Origin of the sequence: Streptomyces sp. NPDC050703, from assembly GCF_040654435.1 — a bacterium.
Lineage (GTDB): Bacteria > Actinomycetota > Actinomycetes > Streptomycetales > Streptomycetaceae > Streptomyces.
The window spans coordinates 28,803-44,262 of the sequence record NZ_JBFAHX010000029.1 but is presented as its reverse complement, the minus strand read 5'-3'; the positions used below and the strand labels follow the sequence as shown (position 1 = coordinate 44,262).

16 protein-coding genes are annotated in these 15,460 nt (G+C 74.7%); 6 read left to right on the top strand and 10 right to left on the bottom strand.

Features of this window, described 5'->3' with window-relative positions:
• Positions 1-73: 73 nt before the first annotated feature.
• Positions 74-2,608, top strand: coding sequence for an ATP-dependent Clp protease ATP-binding subunit (locus AB0I16_RS24680; RefSeq protein WP_363251707.1), 2,535 nt, complete (start codon positions 74-76; stop codon positions 2,606-2,608).
• Between the two features lie 27 nt (positions 2,609-2,635).
• Here the strand turns inward: AB0I16_RS24680 and AB0I16_RS24675 are convergent, their stop codons facing one another.
• The 3 genes from AB0I16_RS24675 to AB0I16_RS24665 form a co-directional block, all read right to left on the bottom strand.
• Positions 2,636-2,944: a hypothetical protein gene (locus tag AB0I16_RS24675; protein ID WP_363251706.1), complete on the bottom strand. Its 309-nt coding sequence runs from the start codon at positions 2,942-2,944 to the stop codon at positions 2,636-2,638.
• Positions 2,945-2,952: 8 nt separating this feature from the next.
• The gene (locus AB0I16_RS24670) at positions 2,953-4,611 is read right to left on the bottom strand and encodes a catalase (protein WP_363251704.1); all 1,659 of its coding nucleotides are present in this window, start codon (positions 4,609-4,611) and stop codon (positions 2,953-2,955) included.
• A gap of 109 nt (positions 4,612-4,720) precedes the next feature.
• Complete coding sequence (locus tag AB0I16_RS24665) at positions 4,721-4,879, bottom strand: hypothetical protein (protein ID WP_363251703.1); 159 nt, start codon at positions 4,877-4,879, stop codon at positions 4,721-4,723.
• 136 nt (positions 4,880-5,015) lie between these two features.
• Between AB0I16_RS24665 and AB0I16_RS24660 the strand changes: the two genes are divergently transcribed.
• The 4 genes from AB0I16_RS24660 (at position 5,016) to AB0I16_RS24645 (ending at position 7,756) form a co-directional block, all read left to right on the top strand.
• Positions 5,016-5,825: an SDR family oxidoreductase gene (locus AB0I16_RS24660; protein WP_363251702.1), complete on the top strand. Its 810-nt coding sequence runs from the start codon at positions 5,016-5,018 to the stop codon at positions 5,823-5,825.
• A gap of 295 nt (positions 5,826-6,120) precedes the next feature.
• Positions 6,121-6,735 (top strand): nucleotidyltransferase family protein, encoded by a 615-nt coding sequence (locus AB0I16_RS24655; protein ID WP_363251767.1) that lies wholly within the window; start codon positions 6,121-6,123, stop codon positions 6,733-6,735.
• Positions 6,732-6,986: a hypothetical protein gene (locus tag AB0I16_RS24650; protein WP_363251701.1), complete on the top strand. Its 255-nt coding sequence runs from the start codon at positions 6,732-6,734 to the stop codon at positions 6,984-6,986. The genes AB0I16_RS24655 and AB0I16_RS24650 overlap by 4 nt, the downstream gene beginning before the upstream one ends.
• Entirely contained in the window at positions 6,983-7,756 is a 774-nt protein-coding gene (locus tag AB0I16_RS24645; RefSeq protein ID WP_363251700.1) for a metallophosphoesterase, read from the top strand. Before AB0I16_RS24650 ends, AB0I16_RS24645 begins: the two co-directional genes overlap by 4 nt.
• Before the next feature lie 3 nt (positions 7,757-7,759).
• Here AB0I16_RS24645 and AB0I16_RS24640 read toward each other — a convergent pair whose 3' ends face one another.
• The 4 genes from AB0I16_RS24640 to AB0I16_RS24625 form a co-directional block, all read right to left on the bottom strand.
• Positions 7,760-8,560, bottom strand: a complete 801-nt coding sequence (locus tag AB0I16_RS24640) for a glycosyltransferase family 9 protein (RefSeq protein ID WP_363251699.1) — start codon at positions 8,558-8,560, stop codon at positions 7,760-7,762.
• 44 nt (positions 8,561-8,604) lie between these two features.
• A complete protein-coding gene (locus AB0I16_RS24635) occupies positions 8,605-9,657 on the bottom strand; it encodes an NAD-dependent epimerase/dehydratase family protein (RefSeq protein ID WP_363251698.1) in 1,053 nt (350 codons plus the stop codon).
• 64 nt (positions 9,658-9,721) lie between these two features.
• On the bottom strand, positions 9,722-10,468 hold the full coding sequence (locus tag AB0I16_RS24630) for an SDR family oxidoreductase (protein WP_363251697.1): 747 nt from the start codon (positions 10,466-10,468) through the stop codon (positions 9,722-9,724).
• A gap of 526 nt (positions 10,469-10,994) precedes the next feature.
• A complete protein-coding gene (locus AB0I16_RS24625; protein WP_363251772.1) occupies positions 10,995-11,126 on the bottom strand; it encodes a hypothetical protein in 132 nt (43 codons plus the stop codon).
• On the opposite strand from AB0I16_RS24625, the gene AB0I16_RS24620 reads away from it, so the two are divergent.
• Complete coding sequence (locus AB0I16_RS24620; RefSeq protein WP_363251696.1) at positions 11,068-12,324, top strand: MFS transporter; 1,257 nt, start codon at positions 11,068-11,070, stop codon at positions 12,322-12,324. The genes AB0I16_RS24625 and AB0I16_RS24620 overlap by 59 nt on opposite strands.
• A 25-nt stretch (positions 12,325-12,349) precedes the next feature.
• Here the strand turns inward: AB0I16_RS24620 and AB0I16_RS24615 are convergent, their stop codons facing one another.
• From AB0I16_RS24615 to AB0I16_RS24605, 3 genes are read right to left on the bottom strand one after another with little or no spacing between them, the layout of a single operon-like run.
• The gene (locus AB0I16_RS24615; protein ID WP_363251695.1) at positions 12,350-13,387 is read right to left on the bottom strand and encodes a glycosyltransferase family 9 protein; all 1,038 of its coding nucleotides are present in this window, start codon (positions 13,385-13,387) and stop codon (positions 12,350-12,352) included.
• A gap of 1 nt (position 13,388) precedes the next feature.
• Entirely contained in the window at positions 13,389-14,801 is a 1,413-nt protein-coding gene (gene rfaE2, locus AB0I16_RS24610) for a D-glycero-beta-D-manno-heptose 1-phosphate adenylyltransferase (protein WP_363251694.1), read from the bottom strand.
• The gene (locus AB0I16_RS24605) at positions 14,798-15,445 is read right to left on the bottom strand and encodes an SIS domain-containing protein (protein WP_363251693.1); all 648 of its coding nucleotides are present in this window, start codon (positions 15,443-15,445) and stop codon (positions 14,798-14,800) included. Before AB0I16_RS24605 ends, rfaE2 begins: the two co-directional genes overlap by 4 nt.
• Between the last annotated feature and the right edge of the window lie 15 nt (positions 15,446-15,460).

Here is a 15,460-nt window from a genome sequence, read left to right as displayed (position 1 = left end):
GGCACGCGAAGCGGGCACGACACGATCACGCACCAGGGTGCCCCGGCCCGGCCGGGCACCGGAACGGACGGCTATGAGCAGCGGTTTCATCGGTCCCGAAGGGTTCGGCCAGGACCCGTTCGGGGAGCTCTTCGCACGGTTCCTCGGCAGCGGCCGACGGCAGATCGACATCGGCAGGCTGATGAGCGGCCCGGCGCGGCAGCTCGTGGCGACGGCGGCCTCGTACGCCGCGGAGCACGGCAAGAGCAACCTCGACACCGAGCACCTGCTGCGGGCGGCGCTGACCATCGAGCCGACCCGCGGCCTGGTCGCGCGTTCGGGCGCCGACCCCGAGCAGATCGCCGAGGAGATCGACCGGCACTCCGCGGAGACCGAGGGCGCCGTGCCCACGCAGGCCGTCGCGCTCACCCCGGCCGTGAAGCGCGCCCTGCTCGACGCGCACGAGGTGGCGCGGGCGGTCGGCGCCGGGTACATCGGCCCCGAGCACATCGTCATGGCCCTGGCCGCCAACCCGGACTCCGCGGCCGGGCACATCCTCAACGCGGCCCGCTTCGACCCGGGCCCGCCCGCGCAGGCGCCGCAGGGCCATCAGCCGGGCTCCGCCGAACAGCGGCAGGGCGGCGGTGGCGGCGGTGCCACGCCGTCCCTCGACCGGTTCGGGCGGGACCTGACGGCGCGGGCGGCCGAGGGCGGCGTGGACCCGGTGATCGGCCGTGAGGAGGAGATCGAGCAGACCATCGAGGTGCTCTCGCGGCGCGGCAAGAACAACCCCGTGCTCATCGGGGACGCGGGCGTCGGCAAGACCTCCGTGGTGGAGGGCCTGGCCCAGCGGATCGCCGACGGCGACGTACCGGAGACCCTGGCGGGCCGCCGCGTCATCGCCCTCGACCTGTCCGGCGTCGTGGCGGGCACGCGCTACCGCGGTGACTTCGAGGAGCGGCTCAACGGCATCATCGAGGAGGTCCGCGCCCACTCCGACGAGCTGATCGTGTTCATCGACGAGCTGCACACCATGGTCGGGGCGGGCGGCGGCGGCTCCGAGGGCGGTTCGATGGACGCGGGCAACATGCTCAAGCCCGCCCTCGCCAGGGGCGAGCTGCACGTCATCGGGGCGACGACCCTGGAGGAGTACCGGCGCTACATCGAGAAGGACGCCGCGCTGGCCCGCCGCTTCCAGCCGATCCTGGTCGCGGAGCCGAGCCCGGCGGACGCGGTGGAGATCCTGCGGGGCCTGAGCGACCGCTACGAGGCGCACCACCAGGTGCGCTACGCCGACGACGCGCTGCTGGCCGCCGTGGAGCTCTCCGACCGCTATCTGACCGAGCGCTTCCTGCCCGACAAGGCCATCGACCTCATGGACCAGGCGGGTGCCCGGGTGCGGCTGCGGGCCAGCACGAAGGGCACGGACGTCCGCGCCCTGGAGCGCGAGATGGAGCAGCTGACCCGCGACAAGGACCAGGCGGTGGCGGCCGAGCAGTACGAGCGCGCCACCGAGCTGCGGGACAAGGTCGCGGCCCTGGCGCGCGAGATCGCCGGCGGGCAGGACCGCGAGCCGGGCGACGGGCGGATCATCGAGGTGACCGCCGAGGACATCGCCGAGGTGGTGTCCCGGCAGACCGGCATTCCGGTGAGCACCCTCACGCAGGAGGAGAAGCAGCGCCTGCTCGGCCTTGAGTCGCATCTGCACGAGCGGGTCGTGGGCCAGGAGGAGGCCGTCAGCGCGGTGGCGGAGGCGGTCCTGCGCTCCCGCTCGGGCCTTTCGAGCCCGGACCGGCCCATCGGCAGCTTCCTCTTCCTCGGCCCGACGGGCGTGGGCAAGACGGAGCTGGCGCGGGCCCTGGCCGAGGCGCTGTTCGGCAGCGAGGACCGGATGGTCCGCCTGGACATGAGCGAGTTCCAGGAGCGGCACACCGTCAGCAGGCTCGTCGGGGCGCCGCCCGGGTACGTGGGCCACGACGAGGCGGGCCAGCTCACCGAGGCGGTGCGGCGCCACCCGTACTCGCTGCTGCTGCTCGACGAGGTGGAGAAGGCCCACCCGGACGTCTTCAACACCCTGCTCCAGGTCCTGGACGACGGGCGCCTGACCGACGCGCAGGGGCGGACGGTGGACTTCACCAACACCGTCATCGTAATGACGAGCAACCTCGGCTCGGAGGCGCTGACCGGGCGCGGCGGCACCCTCGGCTTCCGCGCGGACGGCTCGGAGGCGGACGAGGAGGCGCGGCGCGAGCAGGTGCTGCGGCCGCTGCGCGAGCACTTCAGGCCGGAGTTCCTGAACCGGATCGACGAGGTGGTCATCTTCCGGCGGCTGACGGGCGAGCAGCTGCGGCAGGTCACCGATCTGCTCCTTGAGGAGACGCGACGGCGGCTGCACGCGCAGGACGTCACCATCGAGTTCACCCCGGCGGCGGTGGACTGGCTGGCGCGGCGCGGGCACCAGCCGGAGTACGGGGCGCGTCCGCTGCGCCGCACGATTCAGCGCGAGGTCGACAACCGGCTCTCGCGGCTGCTCCTCGACGGCCGTCTCACCCCGGGGAGCCGGGTCACGGTGGACGTCGCGGACGACGCGCTGACCATGGACACCACCGCCGGGGCACCGGCCCTCTGACCCGTCGTCGGGCCGGTGCCCGGCTCCCTATGGGCGGGGGTTCTCCCGCCGCCACGGGGGCCGGGCATCGGCCCCCGTGCGTCCGGCGACGGAGGCGCACCGCCGGCAGAGCCGCTGGACGCGGTCGGCCGCGCCGCCGGACTCGGGGATGGCGTCGGTCCACGGCACGTGGGGGAAGCGGGTGAGCTGCGAGCGGCTCAGGGAGAGTCCGCACACGGTCTCGTTGCGGCCCTGCTCCCAGGCGTGCGCCTCCCCCGCGGGCAGCCTGCGGCGGCCCTCCTCCTCGTCGACCCACTGCCCGGAGGCCGCCACCGCGTACCGCTTCCGCCGCACCATGGCCGTCCTCAGCGCGAGACGACGTGACGCTCGTCGGGGACGCAGTGCGTCATGGTCAGGCCCTCGACGTCGCGGGGCGGGTTCTCGCCGAGGTTCGCGAGCCGCTTGCGGTCCTCCTCGGTGAGGTCCTGGCTCGCCAGCGGCTGGAGTCCCGCGACGTCCTTGGGGCCGATGCCGAGGCCCTCGCCGACCTTGAGGCCGAGGTCGTTCTCGACGAGCAGGAAGTGCCAGACCATCCGCTCCTGCACCGGCCGGTTGCACTGGGAGAGCATGCCGACGAGGTTCTGTACGAGGTCGTCGCGCTCCCACTGCTCCATCAGGAGGTAGCGCTGGCCCGCCTGGAGGTAGTCGTTGGTGCGGGGGATGCGCTTGCGGGTGAGCCTGCCGCGGATCTCGGGGCCCTGCTCGTCGAGGGTGGGGTACTGCGCCTCGCGCAGGCCGCCGGTGATGGACGGCTCGTAGTTGACGATGGGGTTCTCGCCGCCGCCGTCGACGTGGTAGGCCATCTGGCCGTCGCGCTGGTTGGTGCGGACGTCCGCGTTCTTGGCCTGGTTGACGGGGAGCTGGAGGTAGTTGGGGCCGACGCGGTAGCGCTGGGTGTCGCTGTAGGAGAAGGTGCGGCCCACCAGCATCTTGTCGTCGGAGAAGTCGAGGCCGTCGACCAGGACGCCGGTGCCGAAGGAGATCTGCTCGTTCTCCGCGAAGAAGTTGGCCGGCATCCGGTCGAGCACCATCCGGCCCACGGCCTTGGGCGGGAAGTCCTGCTCGGGCCACGTCTTGGTGTCGTCGAGCGGGTCGAAGTCCAGCTCGGGGTGGTCGTGGTCGTCCATGACCTGGACGAGCAGCTCCCACTCGGGGTGGTCGCCGCGCCCGACCGCCTCGTACAGGTCCTTGGTGGCGTGTCCGAGACCCTGCGCCTGGACGTTGGCCGCGTCCTCCTCGGTCATGCTGCGCACGCCCTGCTTGGGCATCCAGTGGTACTTGACCAGGAGCGACTCACCCTGTTCGTTGACCCACTTGTAGGTGTTGACGCCGAAGCCCTGCATGTGGCGGTAGTCCGCGGGGATGCCGCGCGGGCTGAACAGGTTGACCAGCATGTGCATGGACTCGGGCGTCTGCGACATGAAGTCGAAGATGCGGCGCGGCTGCTGCTCGAAGGTGACGGGGTCCGGCTTGAGGGCGTGGATGACGTCGGGGAACTTGATGGCGTCGCGGATGAAGAAGACGCCGAGGTTGTTGCCGACGAGGTCCCAGTTGCCGTCCTCGGTGTAGAACTTCACGGCGAAGCCGCGGGGGTCGCGGGCCGCCTCGGAGGAGTCGCGGCCGCCGATGACGGTGGAGAAGCGCACGGCGACGTCGGTGCGCTTGCCGCGCTCCTGGAAGAGCTTGGCGCGGGTGAAGCGGGCGATCGGCTCGTCGCCGAAGGTGCCGTACGCCTCGAAGAAGCCGTACGCGGTGACGCCTCGGGCGTGGACGACGCGCTCGGGGATGCGTTCGCGGTCGAAGTGGCTGATCTTCTCTAGGAACTGGTAGTTCTCCAGCGTCGCCGGGCCGCGGGCGCCGACGGTGCGCTGGTTCTGGTTGTCGTGGACGGGGTGGCCCTGCCGGTTGGTGAGCGTGGCCCGGTCGTCGTCCGGGGCGGGGCCCTTGCTCGATACGTCGGTCACTGCGTCGACTCCTTCGACCCGTGATCGGCACGTGTTCCGTGCCTGGTGATGATGACTCTGCTCGCTGGCTGTCCTGGGCTGCGGCCGGTTCGGGTTGAGCGGTGCGCGCTCACCCGTCCGTGTCGCCCGTGTCCTCCTCGTCGTCCCCTTCCGCCTGCGAAGGGGTCGTGCGCGGCGGGCCGGTCCGCTCCTCCGGGGCCGTCCCGTCCACGTCGTCGGTGTCCGTGTCCCGCTCACCCTCGGCCTGCGACGGGGTGTTCTCGCTCATGCGTCACGCCTTCCATCAATCCCGGTACATTCCGGTATGTCCATGGTCACCCGGGGCGGCGGCCGTGTCCGTTCGTGTCGTGCACCCCCGGGTACCCGATCGCCCCACCGTCATCCGACAAGCCGAGGGAGACCCCATGACCGACCCCACCGCTCCCCCCGCCAGGGCGGCCGTCGTCACCGGCGCGGACTCGGGCATCGGCCGCGCCACCGCTGTCCGGCTCGCCGCGGCGGGCCTCGACGTCGGGATCACCTGGCACACCGACGAGGAGGGCGCAGAGAAGACCGCCGCGGAGGTGCGCGGCCACGGCAGGCGCGCCGAGATCGCCCGGATGGACCTGAGCAGGCTGCCCGGGGACGCGGCCGTGGTCGACCGGCTCGCCGAGCGTCTCGGCCGGATCGACGTACTGGTCAACAACGCGGGCACGGGCACCGCGACACCGTTCGTCGACCTCGGCCACGACGACATCCGGCGCGTCGTCGACGTGGACCTCATCGGCCCGTTCCTCTGCGGTCAGCACGCCGCGCGCCGCATGATCCGGCAGGGCGACGGCGGCCGGATCGTCAACGTGACCTCCGTCCACGAGCACCAGCCCCGCGTGGGCGCGGCCCCGTACTGCGCGGCCAAGGGCGGACTCGGGCTGCTGACCCAGGTGATGGCCCTGGAGCTGGCGGAGCACGGGATCACCGTCAACGCGGTGGCCCCCGGTGAGATCGCCACGCCCATGACCGGCCAGGAGGACACCGACCCGCACACCGAGAGCCGCCCCGGCATCCCGCTGGGCCGCCCCGGTGACGCCCGTGAGATCGCGGCCGTCATCGCGTTCCTCGCCGGCCCCGACGCCTCGTACGTGACCGGCGCCTCGTACGTCGCCGACGGCGGCATGGTCCGGATGGGCCCGCAGGCCGGCTCCCACCTCCACAGCGACGCCTGGCGGCGGCCCTGAACCCGTCGGGGAGGTGGCCTCGGTGACCTCGCGGTATAAGGGGAGTGAGACATCCCGCGGCCCCGCGCGTCGCGGGGCCCGGCGGCGAAGTGGCCCGTGTCGAAGCCCGCGGACCGGGTACCGGGTCTGCCTGGAGCAGGGATCGTCTCAGACGGCCGGCCCGCACCGTCAGTGCGGCGGCCGGCGTCCGGAAACGGAGCAGCAGGTGACGCGGAACGCAGAGAACGCCACTTCCGACCACGACGCTGGTGAGCGACAGCAGCCGGTCACCGAGCTGCGTCCCGCCGGCGGGCCCATCGGGGTGAACGAAGCGCGGCACGACGTCCCGGCGGAGGAACTTCCGCCCGACCTCAACCAGGCGATCCTGGAGGCGACCAAGCAGGTGGGCGCCCTCCTGAAGAGGAATGGCCACGACTTCGCCCTCGCCGGCAGCGTGGCCGTGTACGCGCACGGCGGGGCGGGGAACCTCCAGCACGACGCCGACTTCTGCATCAAGCCGGAGGACGCCGAAGCGGTCGCGGCGACACTCGCCGAAGCCGGTCTGACGGTGTACCAGCCGCCCGAGGACTGGCTGCTCAAGGCCAAGTGCCTGGGCCAGGACATCGACCTCATCTTCGAGCTGGCCCACCAGCCCGTCACCGCCGACCTGCTGGCGCGGGCCACCGAACTGCCGGTGGATTCCGTACGGATGCCCGTCCTCGCGCCCACCGACCTGATGCGGGCCCTGCTCGCCGCCTTCTCCGAGCACCACTGCGACTTCGGCGCCGTCCTGCCGATCGCGCGGCAGCTGCGCGAGATGGTCGACTGGGAGACGGTGCGCAGGGACTGCCACGACGCTCCGATGCCGGCCGCCTTCCTCTATCTGCTGGAGCGCCTGCACGTCGTCGCACCGCCGGAAGGAGCCCGATGAACGACCCCGACAACATCGAGTACCGCATCGCCCACCTGCAAGAACGGCTCGCCGCCGAGGAACAGGGCGAGCTGGGCCTGCGCGTGGAGAACCGAGGTTCGTCCGTCACGGTCGCCGGAACCGTGCCCACGGCGCACTGCCGCGAGGAACTCCTGCGCACCGTGCGCGAGGAGCTGGACGGGCTCACGGTCCACTGCGACATCGTGGTCGCCGGGACGGCGGCCCCGGACCACCCGGAGGAACTGTCATGATCCGCGTCGCAGCCGTGGGCGACATCCACATGGGCCTCGACAGCCAGGGAGTGCTCAGGCCCGCCTTCGAGACCCTGCCGGACTGCGCCGACCTGCTGCTCCTGGCCGGGGACCTCACCCGGCACGGTACGCCGGAGGAGGCCCGGGTGGTCGCCAAGGAGGTCACGGACCTGCCGGTCCCCGTCATCGCCGTGCTCGGCAACCACGACCACCACGACGAGAGGCCCGACGAGGTCACCGCGATCCTGCGCGACGCGGGCGTACGGGTCCTCGAAGGCGAGGGGACGGTCGTCGAGGTCGACGGGGCGCGCCTGGGCGTCGCGGGCACCAAGGGGTTCGGCGGGGGGTTCGTCGGGCGCTGCGGCAGCGAGTTCGGCGAGCGCATGATGAAGGACTTCATCCGGTACACCCGCCGCTGCGCCGACGGGCTGCGCACCTCCCTCACCGGCCTCGCCGAGCAGGGCTGCGAGACCCGGGTGGCGCTCACGCACTTCGCCCCGGTGCCGGACACCCTCGCGGGCGAACCCCTGGAGATCTACCCGTTCCTCGGCAGCTATCTGCTGGCGGAGGCCGTCGACGCGGTGGGCGCCGACCTCGCCGTCCACGGCCACGCGCACGCGGGCACCGAACACGGGATGACCAGCGGCGGCGTGCCGGTGCGCAACGTGGCCCAGCCGGTCATCCGCAAGGCGTTCAACGTCTACCACCTGCGGGGCCGCGACCAGGCGGAGCCCGCCACGGCCGCGGCGTCGGCGGACCGCTCGGGCTGACCCTCAGCCCTGCGGCGTCAGCAGCTCCCGCACCGCGCGGACCACGTCGGGGGTTGTGCCGCCGGGGCCGTCCTCGTCGCCGAGGAGCGCGACCGGCGTGCCCGCGGCGGCGGCGAGGGCCGCCGGGCCGGGGCTGCCGGTGACGACGGCGTCGGCGGCGCGCAGAATGCCCGACAGGGTCCGCAGGTCCGTGCGCCCGCCCAGGTCGACGGCGGTGTCACCGCTGACCCGCCGGGTCAGTCCTCTCTCCTCCGGTCCGCCGGTGACGACGACGCGTTGGCCGCTGTCGGCGAGCAGGGCGACCGCCTCGGCCGCGCGCCCGGCCCGGGCCGGGGTGCCGTTGCCCGGGTGCAGCACGATGTACGGGCCGTTGCCGGTGAGGCCGGTGGTGTCGGGGGCCGGGTGGACGCGGAGCCCGCCGTCGTCGCCGTGCCGGAGGTGGAAGCCGAGGGCCGCGGCCGTGGCGAGCGCCGCCCCGGCGTCGTACCCGCCGCGACCGTCGCCCCCGGCGCGGGGCACGTGCGCTGTCCGGGGCGGCAGTGCGGCGGGCGGCGGGCTCTCCTCGGGCGGGGTCAGTACGAGCGCGGCGTCGAACGCCGCTTCCGCGAGCCGCCCGCGCGGTCCGTCCGGGTCCGCGTCGTCCACGAGGACGTCGTCGACGCCGGGCAGCAGCCGGGCCGCGGGGGCGCCGCGGGGTCCGGACAGCACCGTCACATGGTCGGCCGAGGCCGCGACGGCGCGGACCGCCGGCCCCGCGAGAAGCACTCCGGACATGCTGTCCGGGAACACCACCAGCGCCTTCACGACCGCATCCTCCCTGTCACCACTGAGGGGTCACCGCCGAGCGGTCACCACGAACACGTATGGCGTGTGCCCCCCGCCGAGCCCGGTACGCCGCGGTGCCCGTCCACGCGGCGGGCGGCGCGGCGGTCGACGAGGTCGGCGATGGTGCGCTTCAGGCCGTCGTCCCAGTCGGTCCTCGGGGTCCAGCCGAAGAGTTCGTGGGCGAAGCCGGTCAGGGGGCGGGGCGGCTCCGGCACGTCGGTGCCGGTGTACCGCAGGGGTGCGTCGGAGCCGGTCAGGGCGAGCACCTTGCGGGCGATCTCGGCCACGGTGGTGCCGTCGTCGCCCCCGATGTCCACCGGCCGCACCGACCGGCTCGCGGCCACCAGGAGCACGCCGTCGACCGTGTCGTCGACGTAGGCGAGGGAGGGCGCGAGGCTGCCGTCGCCGGGGACGGTGAGCGGTTCGCCGTCGAGGGCCTGCCGGATCAGCTCGGGGATCATGAGGCCGTCGGCGGGCCCCATGCGCGGTCCGTACGCCGGGAAGACCCGCACGATGCCCGCGTCGGCCTCTTCCGCGCTCACGAAGGCGGTGGTCAGGGTCTCGGCGAAGCGCCGGGACTCGTCGTGGGTGCCGGGCGGGGCCGGGGCGCCCTCGGCGTGGCAGGTGGAGGCCAGCAGGAACCGGGCGCCGTCCCTGCCGGCCACGGCGAGCGCGTTGCGGGTGCCGAGGCTCGCGGCGTCGAGCGCGTCCAGGGGGCGCTGCCGCGACGCGGCGGCGGAGGCGAGACAGGCCAGGTGCAGCACGAGGTCGTAGGGGCCGGGGAGGGCGTCGGGGGTACCGGGCCGCGCGAGGTTCCGCTCCAGGTGGCGGAAGCGCGGGTACTCCGCGAGGTGGGCGACGTCGGGGGCGGCGGCGAGCGGCAGGTCGTCCACGCAGTCGACCTCGACGCCCGCGTCGAGCAGGCGCTCGCACAGGTGCGAGCCGAGGAATCCGGCACCGGCGGTCACCATGGCCCGCCGCCAGGGCGGCGGGGCCACGGGCGCCATGGAGAACATCGCCTCCGCGCCGGGGGGACCCGTGTGCCGGCTCGTGTGACGGCTCGTGGGAGGACGCATGGGAGCACCTTCTTTCGCCGATGGCCCGCCGGGGCGCCGGGCGCCTCGTGAGTGACACGGCAGCTCAGGGCCAGGACGGTTCCCTGCGGGGCACGACGACCAGTTCGCCCACCACGCTGCCCACGGGGACCGAGAGCGCGTACAGGACCGTGTCGGCCACGATGTCCGGGCTCTGGAGCATCGTGACGTCGGCGTCGGGGAAGCGCTCCAGGATGAACGGGGTCTCCATGCCGCCCGCGATGATCCCGGTGACGCCGATGCCCGTGCAGTCGCGCTGCGCCTCCTTGAAGAGGGTGTGCGTGAACGCCCGCAACCCCGACTTGGCCGACGCGTAGGGGCCCGCCTCGGTCCACGTCCGGTTGGCCGCGGTGGACAGGATGTTCACGATGTGGCCGCCGCCGCGGGCGATCATGCGGCGGTAGGTCTCCAGGCAGAGGTACATGGGCCCGAGCAGGTTGGTCTCCACGACCCGGGTCACCTCGTCGGCCGTCAGGTGCTCGATCGGTTTGGAGACGTCCACGGCGGCGTTGTTGACCAGGATGTCGACGGGCTCCCCCGTCTCGTCGAGGTCGCGGAAGGCCCCGGCCACGCCCACGGCGTCGCGTACGTCCATCTCCACGAAGCGGGCGTCGCCGCCGTCGGCGGTCAGCTCCGCGCACAGTTCCACGGCGAGGTCCTTGCGGACGTCGGCGACCAGGACGCCGGCCCCGGCCGCGGCCAGCCGCCGGGCGATCGAGGCGCCGAGGCCGCGGGCCGCGCCGGTCACGAGCGCGCGCCTGCCGTGGAGGTCGGGATCTGTAGGGGCGCCCATGCCGTGCCTTCCGTAGTCCGGGGTGCGGGCGTTTCGCGCTGGGTGACCGCACCACCTCCCACTGTGACCCGGAGGGCGCCGCACGGCACCTCGGGAGCGGTCGCGACGAGCGTCGGCGGGCTGTGTCCCGCGTCACCGCGCGAGGGGGCCCCGGGGTCCCGCGGAGGCGCCCGCGGAAGCGTGTGAGCAAGCACACCAGAAGCACCAAACAGCTTGCACGTGGCGGCAGTTGACCGTTTTCGCCGCTCCGCCCGGCAGCCGCGTCCGGCGGCGCGGAAGAAGCGCTTCGGAACCGTCTGCCACCATGGTCATCGCCGTACTCCGGAGCGATCGCGACGACGTGACGCCGGCCAGGAGACGCCCTCTCGGCGACACGGCGCCCGCACGCATCCGGTGGAGTGACCGCGCAGAGCCGCGCGTCCCCGACCTCCGCCGGCACCACGCCTGAGTCCCCGCCGACTCGCCCGAGCCCCGAGACGCCTGTGCCTTCTTCTCCCCCTGCCTCTCCTGCCCCGTCCGCCCCCGTTCACACATCGGCCCCTGACGCACCGGCCGCGGACGCCTCCCGGTCGCCGTGGCGGTCGCTGAAGTACCGCAGCATGCGCTGGTGGTCGGTCGCGAACTTCGTGTCGAACGCCGGTACGTGGATGCAGCTCACCGTGCAGAACCTGCTGGTGCTGCAGATCACCGGCTCCGCCGCGGCCACCGGCCTGTCCATGTCCGTGCAGGCCGCGCCCGCGCTCCTGATGAGCGTCGTGGGCGGTGCGGCGGTCGACCGCTGGCCCCGCAAGCTCACGGCCGCCGTCAGCCAGGCGCTCCTCGGCGCCGTCGCCTTCACCACGGCCGTCCTGGTGGCGTGCGGCGGGCTCAACCTGACCGTGCTCATGGCGCTCGCCGCCGTGACCGGCGTCATCGCCACGGTCGACGGGCCCGCGTGCGCGCTCCTCGGCAACGACCTCGTGCCCCCGCAGGACGTGCCCTCCGCCATCGGCGTGGGCTCGCTCGTGCACAGCGCGGGGCGGCTCGCGGGCGCCGCCCTCGGCGGTGTCACGGTCGGCTTCCTCGGCACGGCCGCGGCCTACGCCGCCAACGGTGTGTCGTTCCTCTTCGTGGCCGCGGTCATCCCCTTCCTGCGTCCCGCGTACGGAGCGGTGCGCGGCGCGGTGGCCGAGCGGCCCGCGCCCGCGCGGGCGACGGTGGGCGAGGACATGACCGTGCGGCAGGGCCTCGCCTTCTTCATGCGGCGGCCCCGCCTGGTGGCCCTCGCGGGCATCACCGGGATCAGCGCGGTCTTCGGCCGCAACTACAACCTCACGCTGGTCGTCCTCGTCACCGGGCCGCTGGCCGGGAGCGCCGGGGCGTTCGGCACGGTCTCGACGGTCCTCGCGGTCGGCGGCATCGTCGGCGCGGTGCTCGGCGCCCGGCTGCGCAAGCCCTCCGTGCGCCTGGTGGGCACGCTGGCCGCCGCGGGCGGACTGCTCCAGGTCCTTGCGGGCCTCTCCCCCACCTTCGCGGTGCTGCTCGTCCTTGTGCTGCCGATGGCCGTCGTGGAGTCGATCTCCGACACCGCGGGCACGACGGTCCTCCAGACCGACCCGCCCGCCCATCTGCGCGGCCGTGTCCTCGGCGTGTGGGGCAGCATCAGCACCGCGTGGGGTCTCGGCGGCCCGCCCGCGCTCGGCCTCCTCATGGAGCTGGCCGGTGCCCGCGGCGCCCTGATCGGCGGTGGCCTCCTGGTCGCCGGCTCGATCGGCGGCGGCTTCCTGCTGCGCGGGCGCCGCGGCACGGTGCCGGTACTGGTCCGCACGGACGCCCACGAGGCCGCGCCCCGGCCCGCGCTGGGCACCGCCGCCTGATCCCTCCGGCGCGGCGCGGTGGCCGCTACGGCCGTGCGGCCCCCGCCGTCCGGCGCCACCGCGGCTCCGGCGGCGCGGAGCGATCCGGGGCCGGGAGGGCCCCCACCGCCGCGACGACCTCCTCCGGGGTGATCCGCAGCAGGCGCTCGTCCGGCTCGGTGCCGTGGGCGTCGCCGGGCCGGGCCGATCCGTCGCCGTGCGGGTGCCACAGCGCCCGGTGGCGCGGGCCGGCCGGCGGGCCCCAGAGGCGTGGGGCCACCGGGCCGAACAGGACGACCGAGGGGGTGCCGAGCGCCGTCGCCAGATGGGCGAGCCCGGTGTCCCCGACCACCACGCAGCGGGCGTGCGCCACCAGCGCCGTCAGCGCGTCGAACGGCACGTCGGCCGTACCGCCGAGCACGGCGTCCGCCGGGAGCCCCGCCGCCGCGGCCACGCGCCGCGCGAGCGGCCCCTCCCCCGCCCCCGCCGTCACCACGACCCGGTGCCCGCGGGCCCGCAGCCGACGCGCCACGGCGGCGAACCGCTCGGGGGGCCAGCGGCGGGCGCCCGCGTCGGCGCCGGGGTGCACGACGGTCGCGCCGGGCGCCGGTGAGGGCGTCGCGGGCCAGGGGATGCGCACGTCGGCGGGGTCGGCGTCGATCCCGTACCACGAGAGCAGCCGGCACCACCGGTCCCGCTCGTGCTCGTCCTCCCGCCACACGGGGCCCTCGATGCCGGGCGTCCCGGGGTGCGCGTAGGCGAGGAGCCCGCGGGGGCGGAGCCGGTGGAGCAGCAGATGGCTGGGCGGGCCGTTGCCGTGGAGGTCCACGGCGAGGTCGGGCGGGGGCCCCGTCCAGGGCAGGCTCTCGGGCACCGCGCGCCCCGCGGCGGACGCCGGCAGCAGCCGGTCCACCACCCCGGTCGCGGCGGCGGGCGCGGCCAGGCGCGCGGGCCCGGCGAGCACGATCTCGTGCCCCGGCAGCCGCCTCCGCAGGCCGCGCAGCGCGGGTACGGCGGCCAGCAGGTCCCCCAGTCCCAGCGCCCGCAGCACGAGCACCCGGGGGCGGTCGGCGTCGCCGCCCACGTCAGGGGGCCTCCGCCCGGGTCGGGGACGCCGCGACGGCGGCCGCCCTGCGGGCCAGCAGCGTCGTCGAGCGGCCGTCCAGGTAGGGCAGGACCACCGCCTGGCCGCCCCACTCGCGCAGGGTCTCCGCCTCGGGCAGGTCCTGGACGGAGTAGTCGCCGCCCTTGACCCAGACGTCGGGGCGGAGCTTGGCCAGGAGGTGCTGCGGGGTGTCCTCGTCGAAGACCGCCACCGCGTCGACGCTGCCGAGGGCCTCAAGGACGCGGACGCGGTCGGACTGGCGGTTGAGGGGGCGGCCGGGGCCCTTGCGGCGGGTCAGGGACGCGTCGGAGTTCAGGCAGACGATCAGGCAGTCGCCGATGCGGCGGGCGCTCTCCAGGAGGCCGACGTGGCCGGCGTGCAGCAGGTCGAAGCAGCCGCCGGTCGCCACGACCGTGCCGCCGCGCGCCCGTACCCGCTCCACGAGGGTGAAGGCGTCGATGCCCGCGGTCTCCTCGGGCGGGGCCGCGGGCGCCGTGCGCCACAGGGCGGGGTTCGTCGCGCCGCCCGCCGAGACGAACGCGGCGGCCTCGGCGACGGCCCGTTGCAGGGCCTCCTCCGGCAGCGCGCCGTCCGCGAGCGCCGCGGCCGTGGTGGCGGCGAAGCAGTCACCGGCGCCGCACGGGTCGCCGGTGGCGCGGTAGGGGGCGGGGACGAGCATCGGCGTGCCCGTGCCGGGGCGGGTGAGCAGGACGCCGCGGTCGCCGAGGGTCACCGCGACCCCGGAGACGCGCCAGCGGTCGGCCAGCTCCGTGCCCCGCGCCGCGTAGGCGCGCAGCGTCTCGTCGTCGCCTCCGCACAGGGCGCGGGTCTCGGCGGCGTTGGGGGTGACGAGCCTGGCTCCGGGCACGGGGTCGTCGCCCCTGGGGTGCGGGTCCCACACCAGGGGCGTACGGGGGGTGACGGCCGCCAGTTGTTCGCGTACGGCGCTCGCGGTGTGCCGCCCGTAGTCGGCGACGAGGACGGCGTGCGCCCCGGCCAGCGCTTCGCGCACCGCGGCGTCGGGCTCGCCCGGTGTGCCGCCGCCCCGGTCGATGCGGACCAGCGGCCGTCCGGAGGCGATGACGCGGGTCTTCACCGGCAGGGTGCCTTCGAGCGGCAGCTCCACCAGGTGCACGCGGCCGTGGAGTTCGCGGCGCACGGCCTCGCTCGCGGGGTCGTCGCCGAGCGCGGTCACCAGGGTCACCTGGCGTCCGCCGCGGGCGGCGAGCGCGGCGGCGAGACCGGCGCCGCCGGGGTGGCGCCGGTCGACGGTGACGTCGACGACGGGGGCGCAGGCGTCCGGCGAGAGCCGGGTGGCGACGCCTTCGATGTCCTCGTCGAGCAGGACGTCCCCGACGACGACGAGCGGCTTGGGGCCGGTGTTCTTCCTCATGACACGCTCCCGTTGACCCGGAGGACACTCGGCGCGGCGCGGCCCACCGCGGCCCCGGCCGGTTCGGCGACGGCCGCGTCGAACGCCTCGCAGAGCAGATGGACGGCGACGAGGTGGGCCTCCTGCACGGTCGCCGTGGTCTCGCCGGTGACGCCGAGCCAGTCGTGGGCGGCCTCGGCGAGCGGGTTGGGTCCCGGTCCGGTGAGCGCCCAGACGCGCAGCCCGGCGGCCCGCCCCGCCACGGCCGCCGTGATGAGGTTGGCGCTGCGGCCCGAGGTGGAGAGCAGCAGCAGGATGTCGCCCGGTCTGCCGTGGGCGGTGACCTGCCGGGCGTAGACGTGCTCGAATCCGTAGTCGTTGCCGATGGCCGTCATGGCGGACGTCTCGGCGTGCAGCGAGATCGCCGAGTACGCGGGGCGTTCGCGCTGGTAGCGGCCGACCAGCTCCGCGGTCAGGTGCTGGGCCTGGGCGGCGCTCCCGCCGTTGCCCGCGGCGAGCAGCCGGTTCCCGGCGCGCAGGGCGGCGGCCAGTCCGCCGCCCCACTCGGCGATGCGGCCGAGGCCGTCCCGGCGCAGCCGGACGATCGCGCGCTCCAGGGAACGGCAGTGCAGATGTGCGGCGTCGAGTGCAGAGAATTCGCTCATGCTGTTCGGGCGTGC